Source organism: Nonomuraea sp. CX421 (assembly GCF_059358955.1).
The window spans coordinates 546,708-570,408 of the sequence record NZ_JCADBK010000001.1 but is presented as its reverse complement, the minus strand read 5'-3'; the positions used below and the strand labels follow the sequence as shown (position 1 = coordinate 570,408).

The 23,701-nt window shown below is 69.5% G+C and carries 20 protein-coding genes and 1 tRNA gene; 14 read left to right on the top strand and 7 right to left on the bottom strand.

Features of this window, described 5'->3' with window-relative positions; genetic code table 11:
* The first annotated feature begins 103 nt into the window (after window positions 1-103).
* From topA to AC5L3X_RS02615, 7 genes are all read left to right on the top strand, one after another.
* A complete protein-coding gene (gene topA / locus AC5L3X_RS02645) occupies window positions 104-2,791 on the top strand; it encodes a type I DNA topoisomerase (protein WP_494854814.1) in 2,688 nt (895 codons plus the stop codon).
* 55 nt (window positions 2,792-2,846) lie between these two features.
* The gene (locus tag AC5L3X_RS02640) at window positions 2,847-4,178 is read left to right on the top strand and encodes a metallophosphoesterase (protein WP_494854813.1); all 1,332 of its coding nucleotides are present in this window, start codon (window positions 2,847-2,849) and stop codon (window positions 4,176-4,178) included.
* A gap of 123 nt (window positions 4,179-4,301) precedes the next feature.
* Window positions 4,302-4,838 (top strand): helix-turn-helix transcriptional regulator, encoded by a 537-nt coding sequence (locus AC5L3X_RS02635; protein WP_494854811.1) that lies wholly within the window; start codon window positions 4,302-4,304, stop codon window positions 4,836-4,838.
* A gap of 258 nt (window positions 4,839-5,096) precedes the next feature.
* The gene (gene tmk / locus AC5L3X_RS02630; protein ID WP_189122238.1) at window positions 5,097-7,139 is read left to right on the top strand and encodes a dTMP kinase; all 2,043 of its coding nucleotides are present in this window, start codon (window positions 5,097-5,099) and stop codon (window positions 7,137-7,139) included.
* A gap of 9 nt (window positions 7,140-7,148) precedes the next feature.
* Window positions 7,149-8,324, top strand: a complete 1,176-nt coding sequence (locus AC5L3X_RS02625) for a DNA polymerase III subunit delta' (RefSeq protein WP_189122237.1) — start codon at window positions 7,149-7,151, stop codon at window positions 8,322-8,324.
* Between the two features lie 352 nt (window positions 8,325-8,676).
* Window positions 8,677-10,074 (top strand): FAD-dependent oxidoreductase, encoded by a 1,398-nt coding sequence (locus AC5L3X_RS02620; protein ID WP_494854809.1) that lies wholly within the window; start codon window positions 8,677-8,679, stop codon window positions 10,072-10,074.
* Window positions 10,075-10,193: 119 nt separating this feature from the next.
* Window positions 10,194-10,577, top strand: coding sequence for a metalloregulator ArsR/SmtB family transcription factor (locus tag AC5L3X_RS02615; protein ID WP_494854807.1), 384 nt, complete (start codon window positions 10,194-10,196; stop codon window positions 10,575-10,577).
* Here the strand turns inward: AC5L3X_RS02615 and AC5L3X_RS02610 are convergent.
* Entirely contained in the window at window positions 10,539-11,819 is a 1,281-nt protein-coding gene (locus AC5L3X_RS02610) for a GNAT family N-acetyltransferase (RefSeq protein ID WP_494854806.1), read from the bottom strand. The two genes, AC5L3X_RS02615 and AC5L3X_RS02610, sit on opposite strands and share 39 nt — an antisense overlap.
* 13 nt (window positions 11,820-11,832) lie before the next feature.
* Complete coding sequence (locus tag AC5L3X_RS02605) at window positions 11,833-12,168, bottom strand: ArsR/SmtB family transcription factor (protein ID WP_494854804.1); 336 nt, start codon at window positions 12,166-12,168, stop codon at window positions 11,833-11,835.
* A gap of 279 nt (window positions 12,169-12,447) precedes the next feature.
* Here AC5L3X_RS02605 and AC5L3X_RS02600 point away from each other — a divergent pair, with 279 nt between their 5' ends.
* The 3 genes from AC5L3X_RS02600 to AC5L3X_RS02590 all read left to right on the top strand — a co-directional run bounded on the left by AC5L3X_RS02600 (window position 12,448) and on the right by AC5L3X_RS02590 (window position 14,632).
* Window positions 12,448-13,293: a PSP1 domain-containing protein gene (locus AC5L3X_RS02600; RefSeq protein WP_494854960.1), complete on the top strand. Its 846-nt coding sequence runs from the start codon at window positions 12,448-12,450 to the stop codon at window positions 13,291-13,293.
* A 138-nt stretch (window positions 13,294-13,431) separates the two neighbouring features.
* Window positions 13,432-14,463 (top strand): DUF2776 family protein, encoded by a 1,032-nt coding sequence (locus AC5L3X_RS02595; protein ID WP_494854802.1) that lies wholly within the window; start codon window positions 13,432-13,434, stop codon window positions 14,461-14,463.
* A gap of 92 nt (window positions 14,464-14,555) precedes the next feature.
* Window positions 14,556-14,632, top strand: a tRNA-Thr gene (locus AC5L3X_RS02590).
* Between the two features lie 138 nt (window positions 14,633-14,770).
* Here AC5L3X_RS02590 and AC5L3X_RS02585 read toward each other — a convergent pair.
* Together AC5L3X_RS02585 and AC5L3X_RS02580 are read right to left on the bottom strand one after the other, a co-directional pair.
* Window positions 14,771-15,274 carry a TetR/AcrR family transcriptional regulator gene (locus AC5L3X_RS02585; RefSeq protein WP_494854800.1) on the bottom strand — a complete coding sequence of 168 codons (504 nt, stop codon included), beginning with the start codon at window positions 15,272-15,274 and terminating at the stop codon, window positions 14,771-14,773.
* Entirely contained in the window at window positions 15,271-15,579 is a 309-nt protein-coding gene (locus AC5L3X_RS02580) for a hypothetical protein (protein WP_494854798.1), read from the bottom strand. Before AC5L3X_RS02580 ends, AC5L3X_RS02585 begins: the two co-directional genes overlap by 4 nt.
* 330 nt (window positions 15,580-15,909) lie before the next feature.
* On the opposite strand from AC5L3X_RS02580, the gene AC5L3X_RS02575 reads away from it, so the two are divergent.
* Window positions 15,910-16,680, top strand: a complete 771-nt coding sequence (locus tag AC5L3X_RS02575; protein ID WP_494854958.1) for an alpha/beta fold hydrolase — start codon at window positions 15,910-15,912, stop codon at window positions 16,678-16,680.
* 123 nt (window positions 16,681-16,803) lie between these two features.
* On the opposite strand, the gene AC5L3X_RS02570 is transcribed toward AC5L3X_RS02575, so the two are convergent.
* Together AC5L3X_RS02570 and AC5L3X_RS02565 are read right to left on the bottom strand one after the other, a co-directional pair.
* A complete protein-coding gene (locus AC5L3X_RS02570; RefSeq protein ID WP_494854796.1) occupies window positions 16,804-18,612 on the bottom strand; it encodes a hydroxysqualene dehydroxylase in 1,809 nt (602 codons plus the stop codon).
* An 83-nt stretch (window positions 18,613-18,695) separates the two neighbouring features.
* Window positions 18,696-19,325: a TetR/AcrR family transcriptional regulator gene (locus tag AC5L3X_RS02565; protein WP_494854794.1), complete on the bottom strand. Its 630-nt coding sequence runs from the start codon at window positions 19,323-19,325 to the stop codon at window positions 18,696-18,698.
* Between the two features lie 89 nt (window positions 19,326-19,414).
* On the opposite strand from AC5L3X_RS02565, the gene AC5L3X_RS02560 reads away from it, so the two are divergent.
* Genes AC5L3X_RS02560 through AC5L3X_RS02550 form a run of 3 tightly spaced genes read left to right on the top strand, consistent with a single transcriptional unit; the run spans window position 19,415 to window position 21,873 of the window.
* Window positions 19,415-20,755, top strand: coding sequence for an NAD(P)/FAD-dependent oxidoreductase (locus AC5L3X_RS02560; RefSeq protein WP_494854792.1), 1,341 nt, complete (start codon window positions 19,415-19,417; stop codon window positions 20,753-20,755).
* Window positions 20,756-20,804: 49 nt separating this feature from the next.
* Window positions 20,805-21,134, top strand: a complete 330-nt coding sequence (locus AC5L3X_RS02555; RefSeq protein WP_494854790.1) for a cupin domain-containing protein — start codon at window positions 20,805-20,807, stop codon at window positions 21,132-21,134.
* 37 nt (window positions 21,135-21,171) lie between these two features.
* Entirely contained in the window at window positions 21,172-21,873 is a 702-nt protein-coding gene (locus tag AC5L3X_RS02550) for an SDR family NAD(P)-dependent oxidoreductase (RefSeq protein ID WP_494854788.1), read from the top strand.
* Window positions 21,874-21,951: 78 nt separating this feature from the next.
* Here the strand turns inward: AC5L3X_RS02550 and AC5L3X_RS02545 are convergent, their stop codons facing one another.
* Window positions 21,952-23,538, bottom strand: a complete 1,587-nt coding sequence (locus AC5L3X_RS02545; protein WP_494854786.1) for a serine/threonine-protein kinase — start codon at window positions 23,536-23,538, stop codon at window positions 21,952-21,954.
* Between the last annotated feature and the right edge of the window lie 163 nt (window positions 23,539-23,701).

Here is a 23,701-nt window from a genome sequence, read left to right as displayed (position 1 = left end):
GTAGCCCCGGGGGAAGGAAAAATCCGCGAGACGGGTTACCTTTCAGATCTGTGCCGGGTCCCGGCAGGGGGAATTGTTAGCGAACAGCGAGGTAGGAAGCAGCGTGCCAGCCAACAACGGCAGCGTCGGCGGAACCCGCCTGGTGATAGTCGAGTCGCCGGCCAAGGCGAAGACGATCGAGCAGTACCTCGGTAGCGGCTACGTCGTCGAATCGAGCATCGGCCACATCCGTGACTTGCCGGAGAAGGCCGACGACATCCCCGAGAAGTACAAGGGGGAGGCGTGGGCACGTCTGGGCGTCAATGTCGATCATGAATTTGAGCCGCTGTATGTCGTCAACCCTGACAAGAGGGCGCAGGTCAGCAAGCTGAAGCAGCTGCTGAAGGATGCGGACGAACTCTACCTGGCCACTGACGAGGACCGCGAGGGCGAGGCCATCGCGTGGCACCTGCGCGAGGTGCTCAAGCCCAAGGTGCCGGTGCACCGCATGGTGTTCCACGAGATCACCCCGCAGGCGATCCGCGACGCGGTCGCCAACCCCCGCGACCTCAACCTGCGCCTCGTCGACGCCCAGGAGACCAGGCGCATCCTCGACCGGCTCTACGGCTACGAGGTCAGCCCGGTCCTGTGGAAGAAGGTCAAGCCCCGCCTGTCCGCAGGCCGGGTCCAGTCGGTGGCGACGCGCCTGGTCGTGGAGCGCGAGCGCGAGCGCCTGGCGTTCACGTCGGCCCACTACTGGGACCTGCAGGCGCTGTTCGACACGGGCAAGGCCGAGGAACGGCCACGCGACTTCAGCGCGACGCTGACCAACGTCGATGGCAGGCGCGTGGCGCAGGGCCGCGACTTCGCCAGCACCGGGCAGCTCAAGACCAATGACGTCCTGCACCTGTCGGAGGCCGCCGCCGGTGAGCTGGCCGGCCGGCTCCAGGGCTCGTCGTTCGCGGTCAAGTCCGTCGAGCGCAAGCCGTACACCCGCAAGCCCTACGCCCCGTTCCGGACGACCACTCTGCAGCAGGAGGCCAGCCGCAAGCTGGGCTTCTCCGCCAAGTACACGATGCAGGTCGCGCAGCGCCTCTATGAGGAAGGCTTCATCACCTACATGCGCACCGACAGCATCACGCTGTCGGAGACCGCGATCGCGGCCGCGCGCTCCCAGGCGATCAAGCTGTACGGCCAGGCGTACGTTCCGGACAAGCCGCGCGTCTACACCAGCAAGGTGAAGAGCGCGCAGGAGGCGCACGAGGCGATCCGGCCGTCCGGCGAGGAGTTCCGCACGCCGGGCGAGACCAGGCTGAGCGGTGACAAATTCCGGCTGTACGAGCTGATCTGGCAGCGCACCGTGTCGTCCCAGATGAAGGACGCGGTCGGCGAGTCGGTCACGGTCAAGGTGGGTGGCCGGTCCTCCTCGGGCGAGGAGGTCGAGTTCAGCGCCTCGGGCCGGACGATCACGTTCTACGGCTTCCTGAAGGCCTACGTCGAAGGCGCGGACGACCCGTCGACCGATCGCGACGACTCCGAGAAGCGGCTGCCCAACCTGGCCGAGGGCGACGCGCTCAGCGTCACGCGGCTCGACGTGGCCGGCCACTCGACCAAGCCGCCGGCCCGCTACACCGAGGCGTCGCTGGTCAAGGAGCTGGAGGATCGCGAGATCGGGCGTCCCTCGACGTACGCCTCGATCATCGGCACGATCCTCGACCGGGGTTACGTGTTCAAGAAGGGCACCGCGCTGGTGCCGTCCTTCCTGGCGTTCGCCGTGGTCAACCTGCTGGAGCGGCATTTCGGCAACCTGGTCGACTACGACTTCACCGCCGAGATGGAGAAGGTGCTCGACGACATCGCCAACGACCGGGCCGAGCGGGTGCCCGAGCTGCAGCGCTTCTACTACGGCGAAGACGGCGACGAGGGCCTGAAGGAGATGGTCACCGACCTCGGTGACATCGACGCCAAGGAGATCAGTTCCTTCCCGATCAGGGGCACCGACATCGTCATCCGGGTCGGGCGCTACGGCCCCTACCTTGACCGCGACGGCACCCGGGTCAACGTGCCCGAGGACATGACGCCCGACGAGCTGACCGCCGAGAAGGCGGAGGAGCTGTTCTCGCGGCCGACGGGCGACCGTGAGCTGGGCAAGGACCCGGTGACCGGCAACACGATCGTGGCCAAGGACGGGCGGTTCGGGCCGTACGTCACGGAGATCCTTCCCGTGCAGGAGGAGGAGACCCCGAAGAAGCGGACCAAGAAGGCCGACGTGGCCAAGCCGCGTACGAGCTCGCTGTTCAAGACCATGTCGCTCGACACGGTGACGCTCGACGACGCGCTCAAGCTGCTGGAGATCCCGAGGGTCGTGGGCGAGCTCGACGGCGAGCAGGTCGTCGCGCACAACGGCAAGTTCGGGCCCTACCTGAAGAAGGGCACCGACTCCCGGTCGCTGGCGTCGGAGGAAGACCTGTTCACGGTCACGCTCGATCAGGCCAAGGAGCTGTTCGCGCAGCCCAAGCAGCGGGGCAGGGGCCGGGCCGCGGCCGCCGCGCCGCTGCGCGAGCTGGGCGACGACCCCAACTCCAAGAAGCCCGTCGTGGTGAAGGAAGGCCGATTCGGCCCCTACGTCACCGACGGCGAGACCAACGCCTCGCTCCGCAAGGGCGATTCGGTCGAGGAGATCACCATCGAGCGGGCGGCCGAGCTGCTGGCCGAGCGACGTGACCGGGCGCCCGCGCCCAAGAAGGCGGCGGCTCGGAAGGCTCCGGCGAAGAAGGCGCCCGCCAAGAAGAAGCCCGCGGCCAAGTCCTGAGAGCCCTCTCAGGCGTGAGCGCCCGCCGGTGTGGCTCTGCTCGTAGCATGACGACGTGATTGTCGGCTTCGTAGGCATGGTCATCACGGTGGTCATCGCCGTGCACGTATACCTGTGGCATCGGCTGGTGCGCTCCACCACCCGGCGCGGGAGGGCGCGCAGGGCGTTGACCTGGGGGCTCGTGGGTTTGGGGGCGCTGGTGCCCGTGACCTTCGCGGGCACGCGCTCCGAGTGGGGGCACTGGCTGGCCTGGCCGGGCTACCTCTGGCTGGCGATCATGTTCTACCTGCTGGTCTACCTCGTCGTGCTGGAGATCCCGCGGGCTGTGGCGTGGCTGTTCATTCGCCGGTCCCCGCGTGCGAAGGCGTCCGAGCCGCCGGTCGCGGTCCCTGTCGCCGCACGTTCGACTGTCCCGGGTCCGCCTGTGGTGTCCGGTTCCGCTGGGGAGGTCGCACGCGACGGCTCTCCGGTGGCGTCGGACGGTCAGGACGCCCCCGTCGGAGGGGCGTCGGACGGTCAGGGCGTCCCTGCCGGAGGAGGGCCGGTCGGTGAGGCGATGAGCAGGCGGTTGTTTCTCGGCCGGACCACCGCCGCCATCGCGGGCGTCAGCGCGCTCGGCACGGTCGGCTACGGCATCCGCACCGCGCTCGGCGACCCGGTGATCGAGCCGGTCAAGGTCGTGCTGCCCAACCTCGATCCCAGGCTCGGCGGCCTGCGGTTCGCCGTGGTCAGCGACATTCACCTGGGTCCGTTGACGGGCAGGGCGCACGCCGAACGCATCGTCCGGATGATCAATTCTCTGCGGCCCGACGTGGTGACGATCGTCGGCGACCTGGTCGACGGAACGGTGGCCGAGCTGGGAGCTCTGGCCAGGCCGTTCGCCGACCTGGAGGCGAGTTACGGGTCCTATTTCGTCACGGGCAATCACGAGTACTACACGGCCAACGGTCCGACGGAGTGGATCGACGAGCTTCAGTCGCTGGGGGTGCGGTCACTCCGCAACGAACGCGTGGAGATCCGTCACCAGGGCGGAGTGCTCGACCTGGCCGGGGTCAACGACGTCACGGGCGCGACCATGGACGACGGGCCCGACTTCGACCGGGCGCTCGGCGGTCGCGACACCACGCGGTCCACGGTCCTGTTGGCGCACCAGCCGATCCAGGTCGAGGAGGCCGCCCGGCACAAGGTCGATCTGCAACTGTCGGGTCACACACACGGCGGGCAGATGGTGCCGTTCAATCTGGTGGTGCCATTGCAGCAGCCGGCCGTGTCAGGGCTGTCCACGGTCGACGGGGTGCAGGTCTATGTCACGCGTGGTGCCGGGTTCTGGGGACCGCCGGTCCGGGTGGGCGCGCCGCCGGAGATCACGCTGGTCGAGCTGCGGTGACATTCCGTGCGCGACCTCACGCGCGGTGACAGGTTGGTCGATTACTTTACGTGATCTGCCCGTCACGCCGGCCCTGCGCGGGTGGTAGTATCCAACTGGATACGCTGTCCGGAGGTGGTGATGATGATCTCTTCGCCGGTCCCCGATGTCACGTTCTGGGCGGAGCGAGGCGGGCTGCTGCTGAAGCAGGCCCGTCATGCGGCGAGCATGAAGCAGTCGGCCCTGGCCAGTGTCAGTGGCACGTCGAGGACGACGCTGTCGGCCTACGAGCACGGCAGAAAGTCGCCCACCTTGGAGACGGCGGGGCGCATCCTCGACGCGGCCGGGTTCCGGCTGGTGCTGGAGCCGAAGATCAAGTTCACCGCCGGCGTCGCCGACGGCCGCCGGTTCTTCGTGCCCAGCAGGCTCCCGCGGTTAGCGGCGGCCCAGGCGCTGGGCGACGTGTGGCTGCACGGCACCGCCTACGACCTGGCCGACCGTGACCAGCGTCGCGAGGCCTACACGGTGCTGCTCAGGGAAGGTGACCCAGAGCAGTTGCTCGACCATGTCGACGGGGTGTTGCTCGTCGAGCTCTGGGACGATCTGGTCCTGCCCGCCGCCGTCCGATCGGGCTGGCTGCCGCTGGTCGAGGAGGCCCGCGGAGCCCGCACTTGTGGGTAGGGAGCATCAAGGAGGCCCGCGGAGTCCGCGCTCGTGTGCGAAAGAGCGTCGGGCAGGCCCGCGGAGCCCGTGCGACGAGTGTGGAGAGCTACGAGCGGGACGGGAGGTTTCATCCATGGTCTTTTCGGGGGCCTATTCAGGGTGGGTCACCTGCGCGACCGCCTGCCGACGTAATACTCTCAGCGGCGAACAGCCGGGGCATTTCCGGCTTTTCGCTAGTCTTCCAAGTTCCGGCGAGCACCTGGATACGCTGACATCATGACCGCCCCTGGCCGACGCCGAACCATCCATGTGCTGGCCAACGCTCCGTTCCGCCGGTTGTGGACGGCTATGTCGGTGTGCAGCCTGGGTGACTGGCTCAACATCCTCGCTCTGACCGCCCTCGCCGGAAACCTGACGAAGGGCGACTACCGCACCCAGTCGCTGGCCATCGGCGGCGTGTTCATCGCCAAGATGCTGCCGGCCGTCCTGCTCGGCCCGCTCGCGGGCGCGTTCGCCGACCGGTTCGACCGGCGGGTGACCATGGTCGCCGCCGACCTGTCGCGTTTCGCGGTCGTGCTGTCGATCCCGCTGGTCGGCAGCTACCAGTGGATCATCATCGCGACGGTCCTCGTCGAGTGCGTCAACCTGTTCTGGGTCCCGGCGAAGGACGCCACGGTGCCCAACCTGGTGCCCAAGGATCAGCTCGAGTCGGCCAACCAGCTCAACCTGCTGGTCACCTATGGCAGCGCGCCGATCGCGGCCCTGTTGTTCGCGGTGCTGTCCGTGGCGGCCGACCTGATGCGCAACCTCGTGCCGTTCCTGTCGGGCATGGACCCGACCGCGCCGGCGCTGATCCTCAACGCCGTCGCCTACCTGGTGTCGGCGGCGCTCATCTTCACCCTGCGCGACATCCCGCGGCGCGACGGAGCGATCTCCACCCCGTCGGTGCTCAGGCAGATCGTGGACGGGTGGCGGTTCGTCGGCGGCAACCGCCTGGTGCGCGGGCTGATCATCGGCATGCTGGGCGCGTTCGCGGCGGGCGGCGCGGTCGTGGGCGTCGCCAAGATCTACGTGGAGGCGCTCGGCGGCGGCGACGCGGCCTACGGTGTCGTGTTCGGCGCGGTCTTCGTCGGCATGGCGCTCGGCATGTTCTTCGGGCTCCGGTTCCTGCGGGAGCTGTCGCGGCGGCGGCTGTTCGGGCTCGCCATCACCCTGGCCGGTCTGGTCCTGGCCGCGATCGCCGTGGTGCACAACCTGGCGATCGTGGTCATGCTGACCGTGCTGCTGGGGGCGTGCGCGGGCATCGCCTGGATCATCGGTTACACGCTGATCGGCCTTGAGGTCGAAGACGCGATGCGCGGGCGCACGTTCTCCTTCCTCCAGTCCACGGCGCGGGTGACGCTGCTGCTCGTGGTCGCCGCCGCCAACCCGCTGGCCGCGCTCGTCGGCGCCCACGTTTTCACGCTGGGCGACCTGACGTACCAGTTCGACGGCTCCAACCTGGTGCTGCTGGTAGGTGGGGTGCTGGCGGTGGCCGTGGGCATCCTGGCGCTCCGCCACATGGACGACCGCAAGGGCGTCTCACTCTCCGAGGACCTGCTCGCGGCGGTGCGGGGTGAGCGGTTCCAGCCTGAGTCGGCCGAGCGGATGCCCGGGTTGTTCGTCGCGTTCGAGGGTGGTGAGGGGTCGGGCAAGACGACCCAGTCACGGCTGCTCGCGATCTGGCTGCGAGACCAGGGTTACGACGTGGTGCAGACCCGTGAGCCCGGCTCGACCAAGGTCGGCATGCGGCTGCGGGCCATCCTGCTCGACGCGGCCGAGAAGGGGCTGTCGGCGCGCTCGGAGGCGCTGCTGTACGCCGCTGACCGGGCCGAGCACGTCGAGAAGGTCATCCGGCCGGCCCTCCAGCGGGGCGCGATCGTGGTCACCGACCGCTACGTCGACTCCTCGCTGGCCTACCAGGGGGCCGGGCGGGAGCTCGATCCCGAAGACGTGTCCAAGGTCAACGCCTGGGCCACCGGCGGGCTGGTGCCGCACCTGACCGTACTGATCGACACCCCGCCGGAGATCGGGCTGACCCGGCTGGGCGGGGCCGCCGACCGGATCGAGGCCGAGCCGCTGGCGTTCCACGAGCGGGTGCGCAAGGAGTTCCGCGCGCTGGCGGCGGCCGCCCCCGACCGCTACGTGGTCGTCGACGGCACCCTGCCGTCCGACCAGCTCAGCCGCGCCATCCAGGACCGGGTGCGGGAGATTCTGCCCGACCCGGTGCCCTACGAGTCCGAAGACGCCACGGGCACGATGCCGGCCATCCGCGACTAGCCTGTGTCCGTGACGGTTTTCGATGACCTCGTCGGGCAGGACCAGGCCGTAGCCGCGCTGTCGCGGGCCGCGGCGGCGGCGGACGAGGTCATCGGCGGCGGCCGTGGGGCCGGCATGACGCACGCGTGGCTGTTCACCGGCCCGCCCGGTTCGGGGCGTGAGGAGGCGGCTCGCGCCTTCGCGGCGGCCCTGATGTGTCCCGACCGCGGCTGCGGCCACTGCGACCAGTGCCACCAGGTGCTGATCGGCTCACATCCCGACCTTGAGACCGTACGTCCCGCCGGCCTGTCCTACAGCGTCAAGCAGACCCGCGAGCTCATCCTCAGGGCGGCCGGCGCGCCGACGCAGGGCCGCTGGCGCGTCATCCTGTTCGAGGCGGCCGACCGGGCCACCGAGTCCGCCGCCAACGCCCTGCTCAAGGCCATCGAGGAGCCGCCTCCGCGCACGGTCTGGCTGTTGTGCGCCCCGGCCCCCGACGACCTGATGATCACCATCCGGTCCCGCAGCCGCCTGGTCACCCTGGCCACACCGACGACCGAGGCGGTCGCCCACGTGCTGGCCACCCGCGACAGCGTGCCCTGGGAGACCGCCCGCTTCGCCGCCCGTGCCGCTCAGGGCCACATCAGCCGAGCCAGGGCGCTGGCCCTCGACGAGGACGTCCGCCGTCGGCGCGAGGCCGTCCTGAGCATCCCCAGGTCGCTGACCGGGGTGGGCGAGTGCGTGTCGGCCGCCGAACGCCTGGTCAAGACGGCCGAGGAGGAGGCCGCCGCGGCGACGGCCGCGCTCAACGAGTCCGAGACGTCCGACCTGCGCAAGCTCTACGGCGAGGGCTCCACGGGCAAGGGGCTCAACCGCGGCCTGGTTCGCGGTGGCGCGGGGGCGCTCAAGGAGCTCGAGGACCGGCAGAAGTCCCGCGCCACCCGGATCAAGCGCGACTCGCTCGACGCGGCGCTGCTGGAGCTGGTGTCGTTCTACCGCGACGTGGTGGTGATGCAGCTCGGCGCCCAGGTGGAGCTGGCCAACGACGACCTGCGGTTCGAGCTCGACCAGTTGGCCAAGGGGTCCACCCCTGAGGAGACGCTGCGGCGCATCGACGCCATCATGCTGTGCCGCGAACGCCTCGACGCCAACGTCAATCCCCAGATCGCCGTCGAGGCGATGATGCTGTCCCTGCGCAGTCCCTGACGCCGTCCACGCACCGCTCGCGTCAACCGGTGCCGCACAGGGCGTGGTCCACCAGGGTGGCCATCGCCCGGTCGGCGCGCTGCTCGGCCTCGAAGTCGGTGAGCGAGCGGGAGGTGACCGAGACCACGACCCACGGCGGCCGTCCGGCGTGACGCCCAACCGCCTTGGGCCTTGATTCGACAGCCAGCTAATTTGACACGCTTCTAAGCAGAGGTCATGATGATGGCTACTTAGACAAGCTTCTATTCAAGAGGGTCTGCCGATCACGGCACGCCACCTTCGATGAGGGGTGTGGCGACCGCCGTGCCCTACCTCTGACCGCCAAGACCTCACCGATCCAGGAGACGCCATCATGAGCGACGGATGCTGCGGCACCACCACCTCCCTTGAGCTTGACCAGCTGGTGAGCACAGGTGACACCAGCGCGCTGCCGGTCGTCGTGATCGGCGCCGGGCCGGTCGGCCTGGCCGCCGCCGCGCACCTGACCGAACGCGGCCTCGACTTCCTCCTGCTGGAAGCCGGGCACCAGGTCGGCGCGTCGGTGGCGCAGTGGGGGCATGTGCGGGTGTTCAGTCCGTGGAAGTACAACATCGACACCGCCGCCCGCCGCCTGCTGGAGGCCGACGGCTGGACGGCGCCCGACGCCGACTGGTTGCCCACCGGCGCCGAGCTCATCGATTACTACCTCGCCCCGCTGGCCAAACTCTTCGGAGACAAGGTACGGCTCGGCAGTAAGGTCGCCGCGATCAGCCGTCTCGGCTACGACCGCGTTCGCACCAACGGTCGCGAGGACGCGCCCTTCCTGATCCGCCTGGACTCGGGCGAGGAGCTTCACGCCAGAGCGATCGTGGACGCCTCCGGCACCTACACCACGCCCAACGTCCTGGGGGCCAGCGGCCTGCCCGCCCACGGGGAGCCCGGGGTCGACGTCGACCATGCTCTGCCCGACGTGCTCGGCGCCGACCGCGACCGGTACGCGGGCAGGCGCACCCTGGTGGTCGGCGCAGGTCACTCCGCGGCCACCACGCTGCTGGCCCTGGCCCAGCTGGAGGACACGCGGATCACCTGGGCGATCCGGGCGGGCAGCGCCGGCCGTACCTATGGTGGCGGCGACGCCGACGCCCTGCCGGCCCGCGGCGCGCTCGGCACCCGGCTGCGCGCGCACGTCGAGTCCGGTCGCATCCGGCTGCTGACCGGCTTCTTCACCCACACCGTTCGGCGGAACGGCGACGGCGTCGAGGTGATCAGCCGCGATGCGTCCGGACACGAGCAGACGGTCACCGTCGACCAGATCGTGTCGGCGACCGGCTACCGGCCCGACCACTCCATGGCGAGCGAGCTGCGACTGGACCTGGACCCGGTCCTCGGCTCCACCCGAGCGCTGGCGCCCCTGATCGACCCGAACCAGCACTCCTGCGGCACCGTGCCCGCTCACGGAGTCGACGAGCTTGCCCACCCCGAGCCGGGCTACTACGCCGTCGGCGTCAAGAGCTACGGCCGTGCCCCCACGTTCCTCATGGCCACCGGCTACGAGCAGGTGCGCTCGGTCGTCGCCGCCATCGCCGGAGACTGGGAGGCCGCTCGCGACGTTCGGCTCGACCTGCCCGAGACCGGCGTCTGCTCCTCCAACCTCGCCGAAGCCCAGGAACAGCGCATCGGCCTGGCCACCGGGATCAGCGGCGGCCTGCTGGCGACCCCGCTCCCCCTGGCCACCGTCTCCGCCTCCGACGGCGGCGGCTGCTGCGGCTGAGCTGAGGAAGGACTCCGAGGGCGAGGGCCGGGCGCTGGTCGACCGCCCTTGGAGCGTTGGCTCTGCTCGCCTGCCATCGCCTATAATTTCGACAATTGTCGAAGTAGGGGGTTGTCGTCATGACCACCGTCACGATCCAGTGCTGCGCGCCGATCGCCCGCGAGCCCCTCGCCGAGCATGAGGCGGCCGAGCTCGCGGTGCTGCTCAAGGCGGTCGCTGACCCCGTACGGCTGCGCCTGCTGTCGATGATCGGCTCCCATGCGGGCGGCGAGGCCTGCGTCTGCGATCTGACCGGCGCCTTCGACCTGACCGCCCCCACGATCTCCCACCACCTGAAGATCCTGCGCACGGCGGGCCTGATCGACGGCGAGCGGCGCGGCACCTGGGTCTACTACCGGATCGTCCCGGAGACGGTGAACCGGCTCGGCGCGCTGTTCGCTCCGCTGGCCGATCCAGCTCCTGCCTCAGGTGCGCCGGTCGAGGTGGAGTTCGTCAACACCTGAACGGCGGGGGGCGGCGCGGGCAGCGGGGGCGCTTCGGCGCTCCAGCAGCACCACGTCCCGCCAGCGGCCGTGATGGCGGCCGAGGCGTTCGCGGGTGCCGACCACCCGGAAGCCGAGCGTCTGGTGCAGGGTCAGGCTGGCGGTGTTCTCGGGGAAGATCCCGGCCTGGACGGTCCAGACGCCGGCGTCCTCGGCTGCGGCGATGAACGCGCCGAGCAGGGAGCGGCCGATGCCGTGGGCCTGGCAGCCGGGGTGGACGTAGACGCTGTGCTCCACCACGCCGGCGTAGACCGGGCGCGAGGAGACCGCTGAGGCGGCGACCCAGCCGAGAACCTCACCGCTGTCGGTGTCGACGGCGACATAGCGCAGGTGCGGTAGCTTGCCCGAGGTGAAGCCTTCCCAGTCGGGTGCGGTGGTCTCGAAACTGGCCTGGCCGCTGTCCAGGCCCGCCTGATAGATCTCCAGCACCTGCGCCGCGTCCGCGTCACGCATCGGCCGGATCTCCAGCCCCGGCCCGATGGCGGGCTTGCTCGCCCGCACGATGGCCGAGTGGACGCCGTCGCCGTGAGCGGCCGTCAGCCGTACGGTGATGCCGACGAAGCCCGCCCGCCGCAGCAGCGCCCGGTATTCCTCGGCCTCCAGCGAACCTGCAACGCAGCCGACCCGCTGCTCTGCGGCAGTCCGTCGTGCCGGATCGGCCGAACCGTCGGTGACGATGTCGCTGACCCCGAACAGGCCGCCCGGCCGCAGCACCCGGAACGCCTCGGCCAGCACGGCGGCCTTGTCGTCGGACAGGTTGATCACGCAGTTGGAGATCACGGCGTCCACCGCGTGATCGGGCAGCGGAATCGCCTCGATGTCGCCGTGCAGGAACTCCACGTTGGCCGCCCCGGCCTCGGCGGCGTGGGCACGAGCCAGAGCGATCATGTCCGCGCTGGCGTCCAGGCCGTAGACCTTGCCGTGCGGGCCGACCCGGCGCGCCGACAGCAGCACGTCGAGGCCACCGCCGCTGCCCAGGTCCAGCACCGTCTGGCCGTCGCGCAACCCGGCGACCGCCACCGGATCGCCGCAGCCCAGACTCGCCTTCAGCGCCCCGGCGGGCAGACCACTGGTGTCGTCGTAGCCGGCCGTACCGAGACAACCCCGCTCGAACTCCGCCGCGCCGCCGTCGGCGATCACCCGGCCGAGCAGTGCCGCCCGGGCCAGGCCCGAATAGCGCTCGACCACGTCGTCATCAGCCATCAGAGATCTCTCCTCATTCGCACACCGGGGTTGCCGGCACGGGGTTGCCCATCACGACATCGGCCGCTGTGGGGAAGCAGCTCACGCAGTTCTCGTTGATCCGGTAGAGGCTGGAGGTGCCGTGACGCGTGACCAGCACGAACCGCACCTCCGCAAGGATCTTCAGATGGTGGGAGACCGTGGACTGCCCCACTCCGGAGGCCGCGACGATCTCACCCACGCTCATCGGCTCTCGCCGCCTGGCCAGCAGGGAGACGATCTGGATGCGGGTGGCGTCGGCGAGCGCCTTGAACCAGCTCGCGTACTCTTCCGCCTCGGCACGTGCCAGAGGTCTATCGCCCTCATTCATCGTTAATCGACGATAATCGTTTAAACGGGTAAGGGGAAGGTCTCCGTGCGACGTCATCGACAAGCCGGGCCGTATGGACGGAGTAGACAGCAGGTGTGAGGAGTTCCGGGTCGACGCTCAGCTTCGATACGGCATCCCGGCGCCGTCGCGGAAAATGTGTGGCACGAGATCGTCATGGGGCACTCACGCGACGCGCGTCCGCAGACGTACTGTGGCAACCGAAGGCCGTAAGAACCCCCGAGGCCGTCAGGAGGCGAGCACGAGCCCATGGGAATGATCATGGCCGTGAGCTTCACCCGTTATGGAAGGCTTTACTACCTCGACCCGGGCGGGCACAGCCCCAAGGTCGGCGACAAGGTGCTGGTGCCGACGGACTCCGGGCCAGAGGTGGCCGAGTGCGTGTGGGCGCCGCAATATACGAGCGAGGACATCGACGGGCTGCCGGTCTGCGAGGGCATCGCGGCCGACGAACATCTCTCGCGCGACGAGACCAACAAACGCCGCCGAGCCGAGGCCCGGAGCGTGTCAAAACGCCTGATCAAGCGGCACACACTGCCCATGAAGGTGGTGGGCGTCGACTATCTCGACAGTGACAACGTCTACACGGTCTACTTCTCGGCCCCGCATCGCGTCGACTTCCGCGCCCTCGTACGTGATCTGGCCCGCAATCTCCGGGCCAGGGTCGAGCTGCGGCAGATCGGCCCGCGCGACGAGGCGCGGCTCCAGGGCGGCATCGGGCCGTGCGGCCGTGACCTGTGCTGCGCGACGTTCCTCAAGGATTTCGAGCCCGTCTCGGTCCGCATGGCCAAGGACCAGGACCTTCCGGTCAACCCACTGCGCATCGCGGGCGCCTGCGGGCGGCTCATGTGCTGCCTGAAGTACGAGCATCCGCTCTATGTCGAGACGCGCAACAGGATGCCTCGCACGGGAAGCCGCGTGAGCACGCCTCAAGGAGATGGAAGCGTGGTCGGGCACAACGTGCCCGCCGACACGGTCACCGTCCGTCTGGACGACGGGGGACGGCGCTGCGCCTGTCCTTCGGCCTCTGTCTGCTCACCACGGCAACAGCACGACAAGGTGTACGGCGCCGACGGCGGCGCCTCGCCCCGGGAGGAGCAGCGGTAGGGCAGGCGGTACGGACCTGACATTGTGCCCCTCTGGGAGCCCCCGACCAGACCGAAAACAGTCAGCGTAAGTTGTTGCTACATGCCACTTTCCGGAGCAGGCATGGCTGTTTATCGGGGGGTAACAGTGAACTTTGCGATGAGCGTCGTCTTCCGCGCCATCCCATTGGTGATGGGCGTGATCTGCGTCGCCTTCGGTTGGTACATCCTCACGGGCGGCTCGGACTCCAACCATTTCGTGGCCGGTCACGTGGTCGTGTCCCTGGCCGCCATCTGCTACGCGCTCTTCACCACCGCGGCCACGATCATCCGTCAGCTGATCTACCGCTACAACCTGGCCTGGCGCGTCATCCTGCCCCTGACCGGCTACCTGGCCGCCCTCGTCGCCATCATCTACGGCATCGTCCTCATCACCCGAGGCGACGAAGCCCAGTACGTGGTGGCCGGCCACGTGGTCGTCGGTGTCGGCCTGATCAGCACCTGTGTCAGCACCGTGGCCACCTCCTCGACCTGCTTCGCCCTCATTCCGGTCAACGCCGCCCGTATGCCGGAGGACGATCCGCCCCCGAACGCCTATTCGTCAGCCGTGGGCAGGATCCTGATAGGGATCCCCGTCGTCTGCGCCCTTGTCGGGTTCGTCTACGCCTTCATCCTCATGGCCCAGGGCGGCAGCGCCTACTACACCGCCGGTCGTGTCGTCTTCGGCCTCGCCGCCGTCTGTGCCAGCCTCATCGCCCTCGTCGCCAGCATCGTCCGCCAGGTACGCAACGCCTTCGACGAGCCTGAGCGCTACCGCTGGGGCTGGCTCGTCATCGCTATGGGCACCATGAACCTTCTCTTCGGCGCCTACGTCCTGGCCGCCTCTGACGAGCCCTACCGCATCGCCCCCGGCTGCATCCTCATCGGGCTCGGTCTGGTCTGTTACAGCATCCTCTCCAAGGCCCTGCTCCTGGCCCTGGTCTGGCGCCGGACCTTCCCTCTCGCCAACCGCATTCCCATGATCCCGGTGATCACGGCACTGGCCTGCCTGTTCTTCGGGGCCTTCCTCTTCGAAGCCGCGGACACGGCCGCTTCCTTCTTCATCCCGGCCCGGGTCATGGTCGGCCTCGGGGCCGTCTGCTTCACGCTCTTCTCCATCGTCTCCATCCTTGAGGCGGGGACGTCGAAATGACCGCGGGACGGCGCGATCTGTCCCAGGTTCAGTTGGTCGTCGGGAGCGAAGAGCCCCGCGGCTCCTGTAGACTCTTCCAAGCCGTACGGCACGCCGCCTTAGCTCAGTCGGCCAGAGCACTTCACTCGTAATGAAGGGGTCTCGGGTTCGAATCCCGAAGGCGGCTCCAAGTCAGAAGCCCCTCAAGATCTCTTGAGGGGCTTCTGAGTGTCTAAGCGACAGATCAGCCTCTACCGGGGCCGGCGTCCGAGTCGGAGAGGTTCGCGAGCGGGCGGAGCGGTCCGACAGCCGGGCGCGGCGGTGTCCCTTAGGACTGGGATGGGACGAGGGCTCGCAGGGCGACGTTGACGGAAGCCTGCAGGTCTTCACGACTGGTGCCGGACGCGGCGTGGACGGCGAATCCCTCGCTGAGCGCCATCACGAATCGTGCCAGTGCCCGGTGATCCACGCCGGGCGGAAGGTCTCCTTCTCTCGCCGCGCGAGACAGCCGCTCTTCGATGGCGGCTTCGTTGGCGGCCCGGCCGGCGGCCAGGACCTCGGAGATGCGGGCGTTCTCGGGCGAGCAGGCCAGGCCTCCCTGGATGGAGAGGCAACCCAGGGGATGATCGCCGGCGGTGAGGCCGTCGGCGCTGGAGCGCAGGAACGCTTCGATGGCTGCGTACGCGGTGGGTTGGTCGAGTGCGGCGCGGACGTTGGCCAACTGGGTCTCGCGGTAGCGCGCGAAGGCGCGCTCGAACAGTTGCTCCTTGCTGCCGAACGTGGCGTACAGGCTCGGTCGGTTGATGCCCATCGCGCTGGTGAGGGCGGTCATTGACGCACCCTCGTAGCCGTGTCGCCAGAAGACCTCGGCGGCCCGGTCGAGGGGCGCACCCGAAGGAGGTGCAGCAGCGGCCAGGCGAGCACGATCGCCGCCCAGTTCCCCACCGTCCACGCGCCGGCCAGCTGGCCGACGCAGCCGAAGTGGCCGCAGCGCGAGTCATCGGACAAGGCGGCTACAAGCAGCAACCAGCCGAACTGGACGAAGGGCAGGATGATGCCGGCGAGCCCGGCGGCGACCACCCGCTCGGCAAGCCGCCCCTCGGCGGCGGGTGAGACACTCGCGTTGCGCGTATCCACACCCTAAGCATCTGATTCGACCGTCTCGCGATGCACACGTATTGATCACGGTTCATGTGGGGCGCAACAGGTAATACGTCACGCCGCGGACCATGCTACGGATCAGTTGTCGGCGTCCTGCCATGTGCTCAGCGCCGTACAGCAGACCCGTCGGGGCCGTGGCCGTCCAGCCCGAGGTCCCCCTGGTGGGCTGTCTGACGCTTTGATCGCACGGGGAAGGCCCTTCGACGCGAGGGGCCTTCGGCGTCCATTGAGGAACGGACTGTGCCGCGTCGGCTTCTACCTTGCCGTCCATGACGTACGAAACCGTTCACCGATCTCCTCGGCCCGCTGTCGGAGACCTTCCACGTGATCGCCCCCTCGCTGCCAGGGTTGGGGTTCTCCCCGTTCTCCGAGCCCGTGAACGAGCGGCCGTGGAGCATCGAGCGGGTGGCGCGCACGTGGGCGGAGTTGATGGACAGGCTGGGGTACAAGCGCTACGGCGTACACGGCAACGACGCGGGCGCGCTGGTCTCACCGCAGCTCGCCGTTCTGGTCCCGGAGCACGTGGTCGGGGTGCACATCACCGGCGGCCTCGGCCTGCCCTCCGGCCCCGCCGACCTCGAAGGGCTGTCGGAGGAGGACCGGGCCGGCGTGGAATGGGTGGCCGACATGCTGAGCGGTGCCGGCGGCAGCGGGTACGCGTCCTACCTGGCCGCGCGGCCGCAGACGCTCGGCTACGGCTGGGCGGACTCGCCGGTAGCCCAACTGGCCTACCTGGTGGAGCGGTTCAAGGAGTTCGACGGCTGGCCCGAGGGCGTGGCGCCGCACGAGCCGATCGACCGCGACCTCATCCTCGCCAACGCGAGCCTCTACTGGCTGACGAACACCGGCGGATCGTCGTCGTGGACCTACTACGAGGACGCGGCAGGCATGCCGATCGACCAGGATGTGGTGCCCACCGGCGTCTCCCACGGCGGCCCCGCGGCCTTCCGCCGGATCGCCGAGCGGAGGAACACCATCGTGCACTGGGAAGACCACGAGCACCCCAGTCACATGCTCGCGATGGCGGCCCCCGGTCCGCTGGCGGAAGACATCCGGACCTTCTTCAGCGGAAGATGAGCGGCCGGGCCGGCCCGTGCGGGCCGGCACGGCCGTCGCGATCAGGCCAGGTTGAACCGGTCGAGGTTCATGACTTTGTCCCACGCCGCGACGAAGTCCGTCACGAACTCCGGAGTCGAGGCGTCACGGCCAGTACGGGGCGAGGAGGTCGAACTTGTTGGGCAGGCCCAGCCGGTAACGGACGTCGTCCAGGTCGTAGAGGGACTGGAACTCGTTCGGCAGATACAGGTCGTACAGCTGGGCCTTGGTCGCGGAGGAGCCGGCGGCGTCGAGGATGGCGTTGGCCGTCGTGCGGCCCGCCTCGTTGCCGCCTTCCATGGTCGCCAGGTTGATGTTGTTGCGGACGTAGTCGGCGGCCAGGTAGAAGTTCGGGATCCGGGTGACTGAGTCGGGGCGGTTCGCCCACGAGCTCGGGGAGTTGATGAGCAGGGGCTCGTCGTTGGCTACCGCGGGGGTGCCCTCGCCGGTGATGGCGGGGTCGACGAACCAGCTGTGGACGAGCGAGTCCGGCAGCAACTGGGCGCCGTTGGGGGTGACGGCGCGGATCTGGGCCAGGACCTCCTGGACGATCTGCTGGCGGGTGCACTGCTTGGCGGTCTTGCCGAACAGGATGCCCGGCGTGTTCCAGTCGGACAGGTCGAGCGACAGGCAGTCGCGGGCCTGGCCGTTGCCGTAGGTGGCGGGGAAGTCGGTGGTCCAGAACTGCGCCTGGCTGATCGAGGTGAGCGCCCACGGGGTGCCGGCGTAGACCATATGGCCCTTGACGATCGGCCTGGGCTCCTTCAGGTAGATCATGACGCCGTTCATCCAGTCCGTCTCCAGGTTGCTCAGCCTGGCCAGCTGGGGGTCGGCGGACTTCATCGCGGTCGACAGGATGGGCGTGAGACGCTCGATGGGCATCGCGGCCACGTAGTGGTCGGCGGTGATGGTGCCGGCGGCGCCGGTGGGGTCGGTCACCCTGGCGCCGGTGATTCGCCCGCCGCTGTAGTCGAACCCGGTGGCGGTCCAGCCGACCTTGAACTGGACGCCGAGCCCGGTCAGGTAGTTGATCCAGGGGTCGATCCACACGTCGTTGGAGGGGCCGTTGAGCACCTGGTCGGGCGGGCCGTACGGGCCGAGCCCGAGGCCGCTGTAGAGGAGCGCCTCGAACATCATCGCGATCGTGCGGGTGTTGGCCCGATCGGGCTGGGCGGCCACCAGGGAGGCGGTGAACATCCTGGTCAGCAGCTCGCGGTACTCGACCGACATGATGTCGGACTTGGTGAAGTCGGAGAAGCTCATGTTCTCCCACTGGCCGAGCTTCCGGCGAGGACCACTGGTGATGAACGTGATCATCTTCGACAGGAAGAAGTTGACCTGTGTGAGCGGGATGGTGGTGCCCGCGATGAGCGCGCTCCGTAAGAAGTCCTGGATGACTTCCGGGGTGAGCCCGCCGCTCAGCTCGCTGGGGATGGGGACGCGTAGCATCTTCTGCCGGTAGGCGATGGCCGTGAGGCTGGCGGCGACCAGGTTGTCGCGGACGGTGCCGGAGCCGAACGGGATGCGGCTCATGGTGTCCGGCAGGTTCTGGTAGAAGCCGGGGAAGAACCGGAAGCCGTGCTCGCCGGGCAGATCCTTGCGCCCTCCGGTGGCGGTGCCGGGCACCGGGATGCTCCTGGACTTGCCGCCGAGGATCTTGCGCTCGTACACGGTGACCTGGAAGCCGCGTTCGGCCAGCTCGTGGGCGGTGCTCAGGCCGCCCATGCCGGCCCCGAAGACCGCCACCTTGCGGCCGGCGCTGCTGCTGATGAGTGCGGGGGCGGCCGCTCTGGCGCCCTCCGCGCCCCATAACGGCCCGGTGGCCGCTCCCGCCGCGGCGGCCATCGCGCCGGTGACGAACCTGCGCCGGTTGATCCCGCCCTGACCGTTGTCTTGGATCCCCTGCTCTGCCATGGACCGGCCTCCGCTCACCGATAGCTAACCGACAGGGCTGTTGGTTCAGCTAGGCGAGACGATGAACGCGCGGATCACTTCTGTCAAGACATGGATGTGCGTCCTGGTGTCTGGGAGAGACCGTTCCACAGCACGAGCATGCCTGCCTCGACGAGTTGCCCGCGCGGCATCGACGGGTTTCTGGCCCACCACTGGGCGAGGCCGTCGGTGCCGGAGATGAGCAACTCGACGACGGCGTGCGCGGTGTCGCTGTCGGGTTCGAGGCCGAGGTTGCGCAGGTCGCGCCCGAGCATGACGGCGACCGAGCGGGTGCGGGTCTCGCGGATGCCCCAGCGGACGGCCTTGATCTCCGGGTCGTCCTCGTCGGTGTGGTCGAACAGCAGGCGCCGCGCGTCGGGCCAGTCCTCGGAGAAGCTGAAGTAGGCGTCGAGCGTGGCGCGCAGACGCCGGCCGGGCGAGCCGGAGCCGGTGATGCGGGCGCCGATGTGTTCGACCAGTCGCGCGTTCTGCTCCTGCAGAACCGTGATGAGCAGGACCCGCTTGGACGGGAAATGGTCGTAGAGCACCGAGCGGGTGACTCCGGCCGCGGCCGCGATCTCCTCCATGGCGGTGGCGTGGTAGCCGCGGGCGGCGAAGACCTCCAGGGCCGCCTCGGTGATGCGGGCCCGACGGGCCGAACCCCGCATGCGTTTCTTCGGCTCCTGGATCGCCATGTCCGGCAGCCTACCCGCGACCCGTTGACGCCGCGCCTGTCTGGGGCATAAAACCGACACTAGAGTCGGTTAGCGCGCCAGGAGGCCACATGCCAGAGCACGCGGACGTCGTCATCGCGGGAGCACGTTGCGCGGGCTCCGCCGCCGCGGCCGCTCTGGCACGGCGCGGATGCAAGGTGATCGCGGTTGACCCGGCGCGGTTTCCGTCGACCACGGTCTCCACCCATTTGCTGTTCGCCTCGGGCGTCGCCGAACTGGCCAGGGCCGGCGCCCTGGAACGCGTCGAGAAGATCGGCGCGCCGAAGCTCTCCCGCGCCTTCGTCGGCGGCCCTGGCCACGCCGCCTCCGGCCGCTACACCCCGATCGACGGCATCGATTACGGCATGTGCGTGCGCCGGACCGCGCTGGACGAGGCTCTCGTCGACACGGCTCGCGCGGCGGGCGCCGAGGTCAGGGAGGGCCACCGCGTCGTCGACCTCCTGTGGGAGGGGGGCCGGGCCGTCGGTGTGAAGGTCAGCGAGCGCGGCGGCCGGGAGTACGAGGTGCGCGCCAACCTGGTCATCGGCGCGGACGGGCGCCGCTCGACCGTCGCCCGCCTGGTCGGCGCCGAGCAGCCGCGGATCTCCCACGCCAACGGCCGGGCCTGCTATTACGCGTACTACGAGGATCCGCGTGAGGAGTGGCGCACGACGGCGGCGATGTGGTTGACCGGGCAGGAGCTGGGCAACGCCTTCCCCTGCGACGGCGGGCTGTCGATGGTGCTGCTGATGCCGCCGGCCGCGCGGGCCGCGGACTTCCGGGGCGACCTGGAGACGGAGTTCCACCGTACCGTCGGCCTGGTGCCGGGGCTGGCGAAGCGCCTGGAGGGGTGCACCAGGGCGACGAAGATCGTCAGCTCGGCCGTGCACCCCTCGTTCTTCCGCACGTCGGCGGGCCCCGGCTGGGCACTCGTCGGCGACGCCGGGCACTTCAAGGACCCGGTCACGGCGCAGGGCATCCGCGACGCCGTCAGGTTCGGGCGGCTGCTCGGCGAGCGCGTCGCCGATGTGGTGGACGACCCCGCGGCGCTCGACCAGGCGACGCGGGCCTGGGAACGGTCACGCGACGCGCAGTGCCTGATCATGTATCACTGGACGAACCTGCTCGGGCGCGGCGACGGGCTCGCGTACGTGCAGATCGAGCTGCTGCGCGGGCTGACCGACGGGCCCGACGGGGTCCGCCGGATCCTGGAGGTCTACTCCAGGATCCGCGACCCGCGTGAGACGCTGGCGATGAGCGGCATGGTCAAGGCCGTCGCCCGAGCCCTGCGCGACAACCCGGGCGCCCGCCTGTCGGTGCTGAAGGCGACGGGCGAGACGCTGCGCGAGATGGCCGGCCACCACGACGAGGCCAAACGGCTGCTCCGCCCCGCCATGTCCGCCTCGGCCTGACTCCGGTCACCTTTGCGCGGTCGCGGGCGAACGCCGTACGTTGGCCGCCATGGAGATCATCAAGGGTGCCGGGGAATGGGCGCCGCCGGCTGCCGGGGCCGCCAACGACTGGGTTGAGCACTTCAAGGTGTCAGACCTGTCCGTGGGGACGTACTGCATCCCGGCGGGTGGGGTCGACAACCAGAGCCCGCACACCGAGGACGAGATCTACGTGGTGACCTCAGGACGGGCCCGGATCGTGACACCGAGCGGTGAGGCCGAGGTCGGCCCCGGTGCGGTGATCTTCGTCCCGGCGGGCGAGGAACACCGCTTCGTGGACATCACCGAGGATCTGGCGCTGCTGGTCGTGTTCGGCCCTGCCTACGGCTCCCGGGCCTGAGTCCCGGTCATCGCCAGGCGCGTACGATGACCACGCCGTGGACCAGGGGATGGGAGCCGTCATGGGGCACGTGCTGGTGACCGGGGCCACCGGTGGGATCGGGGTGGCGCTGGTCGACGCGCTGGTGGAGGCCGGGCATCGGGTGACTGCCGTGGGGCGCGACGTCGGGCGGCTGACTGTGCCCGGGATCGAGGTGGATCTCGCCGAGCCTGGGACGCTTGCCGTCACGATCGGCGCGGCGGAGGACGCGGGGGAGTTGGGGGAGGTGCACGCGCTGGTGCACTGCGCGGGGATCTCCCCTGTCGCGGCCGTTGCCGACACCGACCCCGAGACGTGGCGACGGACGCTGGCGGTGAACGTGGCCTCCGCCGCCGAACTCGTACGGCTGACGCTGCCCGCGCTACGGCGTTCACGTGGTCACGTGGTCTTCGTGAACGCGGCGCCCGGAATGACCGGAGTCGCCCGCTGGTCGTCGTTCGTCGCCGGTAAGGCGGCGCTGCGCGAGCTGGCCGATTCGCTCCGCGAAGAGGAGGCGGCCCGCGGAGTACGCGTGACCACCGTCTATCCCGGCCCGACGGCGACCGCCCTCCTCGGCGAGGTCAGGAACGCCTTCGGCCGGCCGTACGATCCCGAGCTGTGCATCCGGCCTGAGACGGTCGCTGCGATGATCGTGTGGGTGCTGAGCGCACCCGCCGACGCCTACGCCTGCGATCTGTCCGTACTGCCGTCGCCGCGCTGACCGGTACGCGACAAGGTGTCGGCTGGAGACAGGTGGGTGAAGTGCCTGGGAGTGTCCGAAGAAGGCTGACGCGCGCGGTCACTCGTCCCTGGGCATGAGGGTCAGCACCTTGCCCTTGATGTCGGCGGCCAGGTAGGCGCCGCCGTACTCGTCGGAGAGGTAGGCGAGCAGCACGGGCTGGTCATCCGCGAACGTCCAGGAGCCGTGCACGATCAGGTAGCGGCTGGTCGCCTTGGGGATGCCGAGTCTGTTGTCGGCGGTGCGCCACAGGGCGGGGAGCGCGTCCCAGTTGAAGGAGCTCAGCTTGACCTTGGCGTCGTCGGGGCTGAGGGTTCCTCCGGTGTCCCGGGTGACCTGCCCGTTGCGGTAGGTGTAGGTGTCGTAGAGGTTCTTCCTGCCGCGGACCGGGGCCTGGGCGATCGCGTACTCCTTGTACACGGTGAGGCCGGTGAACTCGGTGCCACCTGAAGCCTTCTCCAGGAGGGGGATCACGGCTTTGATCCCCGCCGGGGTCAGCAGCGACCCGGTCGGGGTGTCCTGCGGCGACGGTTCGTCGGTGGCGGTGGCCACGGGAGCGTTGGTGGCGGTCGTCTCGGGGGCGTCGCTGGCGGTCACTTGGGGAGTGCCGGTGGCGGACGGCGAGTTCGTGGACGTCGTCGGGCTCGCGAGGCCGTTCAGGGTCCGGGGGAGCAGCACCACGACCGTGGCGAGGATGCCGCCGAGCGCGGCGACTCCGGCGATGGTCACCGCGCGCAGCCGGCGGGGGCGACGGTTGGGCATCGTCGAGTAGCCGGGCATGGGCGGGCTTCCCGGCGACGCCGGCTGGTAGCCGGGCATGGGCTGGCCGGCGGCCTGGGCCAGCATCCAGTCGAGCCGCGCGGCGTCGGGCCGGGCGGCGGGGTCGGGGGTCAGCAGTGCCGTCAGCACCGGAGTCAGCGGACCGGCCTGGAGGGGCGGCGGGACGTGGCCGTTCAGCACGGCCGCGAGCGTGGCGATGGGGGTGTCGCGGCGCATGGGGTGGCGGGCCTCGACCGCGACGTACAGCAGCATGCCCAGCGACCACAGGTCGGAGGCGGGGTTGCCCTCCTGGCCGCGCAGGCGTTCGGGCGCGATGTACTCGGGGGAGCCGACCACCTCGCCGCTGACCGTCAGCCCGGGTGCGTCGTGCAGGGCGGCGATGCCGAAGTCGGTGAGCACCGGGCTGCCGTCGGGACGCAGCAGGACGTTCGCGGGTTTGACGTCGCGGTGGCAGATGCCGGCCGCGTGGGCGGTCCGCAGCGCGGCGAGGATGCCGCGCCCCACGTGCGCCGCCTCCGCCGGGGTCAGCGGTCCGTGCGCCAGGCGCTCCTGCAGCGAACGGCCGCGTACGAGCTCCATGACGATCCACGGGTGCGGCGTCATCGAGGAGTCCACGATGTGGTGGATGGCGACCACGTTGGGATGGTGCAGCCGGGCCAGCGCGCGGGCCTCGCGCAGCACCCGTTCGCGGAGCATCCCGGCCCTGTCCGAGTCCAGCTGCTCGGAGCCGGACGGGCGCACCTCCTTCAGCGCCACCTCCCGCTGGAGGGCGAGATCGTGGGCGCGCCACACCGTGCCCATGCCGCCGCTTCCCAACTGTTCCAGCAGCTCGAAACGGCCGTCGATGACCATCCGCCCAGGATTCACAGCGCACAGCCTAGAGCCATAAAAAGCCGCGAAACGGGTCGGATGCCCAAAGAAACGACCAGAGGGTGTGCGCCTTCAATATCGGCCGTCTGAGGGGGCCCTTGCGGGGTGGGACGAAATGCCCAACCATTAGGAAGGTTTCTTACCAAATGCCCAGGGAGCG